The sequence below is a fragment of the Phenylobacterium sp. 58.2.17 genome, from assembly GCF_026411515.1.
Classification (GTDB): domain Bacteria; phylum Pseudomonadota; class Alphaproteobacteria; order Caulobacterales; family Caulobacteraceae; genus Phenylobacterium.
Window position 1 is genome coordinate 1 of sequence record NZ_JAPMTQ010000096.1, and the last position, 1,641, is coordinate 1,641.

2 protein-coding genes are annotated in these 1,641 nt (G+C 69.8%); one reads left to right on the forward strand and one right to left on the reverse strand.

What is annotated here, in order from left to right:
* Positions 1-1,074: pseudouridine synthase (locus OUA97_RS23155; protein ID WP_323691146.1), on the reverse strand; the 1,074-nt coding region annotated here is incomplete at its 3' end.
* A gap of 6 nt (positions 1,075-1,080) precedes the next feature.
* Here OUA97_RS23155 and tadA point away from each other — a divergent pair.
* A complete protein-coding gene (gene tadA / locus OUA97_RS23160; protein WP_267234440.1) occupies positions 1,081-1,527 on the forward strand; it encodes a tRNA adenosine(34) deaminase TadA in 447 nt (148 codons plus the stop codon).
* Positions 1,528-1,641 lie beyond the last annotated feature (114 nt).

The following is a 1,641-nucleotide window of genomic DNA, read 5'->3' on the forward strand; positions in this document are numbered from 1 at the left end:
TTTATAAGATACAGGGGTTTCGCGGGTAATGCGCGCCGAGCGCCGACGCGGCGCCAGCGGGACGGCGGGCGCGACCTCCTCGCCCGGGCGCGGGGCGCGGCGGCGCTTCACGGCCGGGGCCTTGATCTCCACCTTGGGGCGGGCCCAGCCTTCCTTGTAGGCCGGTTTGGGCTTGGGCTCGGCCGCGGGACGGGCCGAGCCGCCGCGACGACCGGTGCCGTCGTGCACGGCATGGGCGCCGGGCGGGGCCTTCGGGGCCTTGAACGACGGGCGGTCGCCGGTCGGCAGGTTCTCGGGTGCGATGTACTCGACCAGCTGCTCGCGAATCACCCGCGGGCCGACCTCCTCGATCTGGCCGACCGGCAGCGAGCCGAGCGCGAACGTGCCGTAGGACATGCGGATCAGCCGCCCGACCTCCAGGCCCACCGACTTCAGCACCTTGCGGACTTCGCGGTTCTTGCCTTCGGCGATGGTGACGGTGATCCAGACGTTGGCGCCGCTCGGGCCATCCTTGGCCTTGTCGATCTTGGCTTCCAGCGGACCGTAGCGGACGCCGTCGACGGTGACGCCGTCGGCCAGCTTGTCGAGGTCGGCCTGGGTCACGCGACCGCGGGCGCGCGCCCGGTAGACCCGAACGACGCCGCTGGAGGGCTGTTCCAGCGCGCGGGCCAGTTCGCCGTCGTTGGTCAGCAGCAGCAGGCCTTCGGAGTTGATGTCCAGGCGCCCGATCGAGATCAGCCGCGGCAGGCCCGGCGGCAAAGCGTCGAACACCGTCGGGCGGCCCTGCGGGTCCTTGTGCGTGGTCAGGAGGTCGATCGGCTTGTGATAACGGAACAGCCGCGTCGGCTCGGCGGCGTCGACCACCTCGCCGTCGACCGTGAGGATATCGTCGGGCCGGACGTTCACCGCCGGGCTGGTCAGCACCTCGCCGTTCAGGGCCACGCGGCCCTCTTCAATGAGTTTTTCGACGTCTCGCCGGGAGGCTACGCCTGCTCGCGCCAGCGCCTTTGCGACGCGCTCACCTTGACCGGAGGGCGTCTGGTCGTTTCGTTGGGGGTCGTGGATCATGATCATCGCACCATGCGCATCGCGCTCGCGGCGGCGCAAGACGCCGCGTCACGCGGAGAAACTCCCGTAGGCGCCGTCGTCGTCGATCCGAGGACCGACGAGATCGTCGCCGTCGGGGCCAACGGCCCGATAGGCGCGCACGATCCGACCGCTCATGCCGAGATCGTCGCCCTAAGGCAAGCGGCCGCGAAGCTTGGGAACTACCGGCTGACCGACCTGACCCTGGTCGTGACCCTCGAGCCCTGCGCCATGTGCGCCGGCGCGATCAGCCATGCGCGGATTGGCCGCGTCGTGTTCGGGGCCGAGGACCCCAAGGGCGGCGCCGTGGTGCATGGCCCCAAATTCTTCGAGCAACCGACCTGCCACTGGCGGCCGCAGGTCACCGGCGGGGTGCTGGCCGATGAAAGCGCCGAACTGCTGCGCGGCTTCTTCCGCGCACGCCGCAAGAAGAAGACCTGAGCATGCGCGCGCGGTAGGCGCAATCCAGTTGCTCCCCCTCTGGGGGAGCTGTCAGCCGAATGGCTGACTGAGCAACCATGTTCAGGTTGCGGGCTGTTTGAGCCATGGCTGGCC

Coding starts and splice junctions, on each gene's coding strand:
- tadA (WP_267234440.1), top strand. CDS start 1,081: ATGCGCATCGCGCTCGCGGCGGCGCAAGACGCCGCGTCACGCGGAGAA.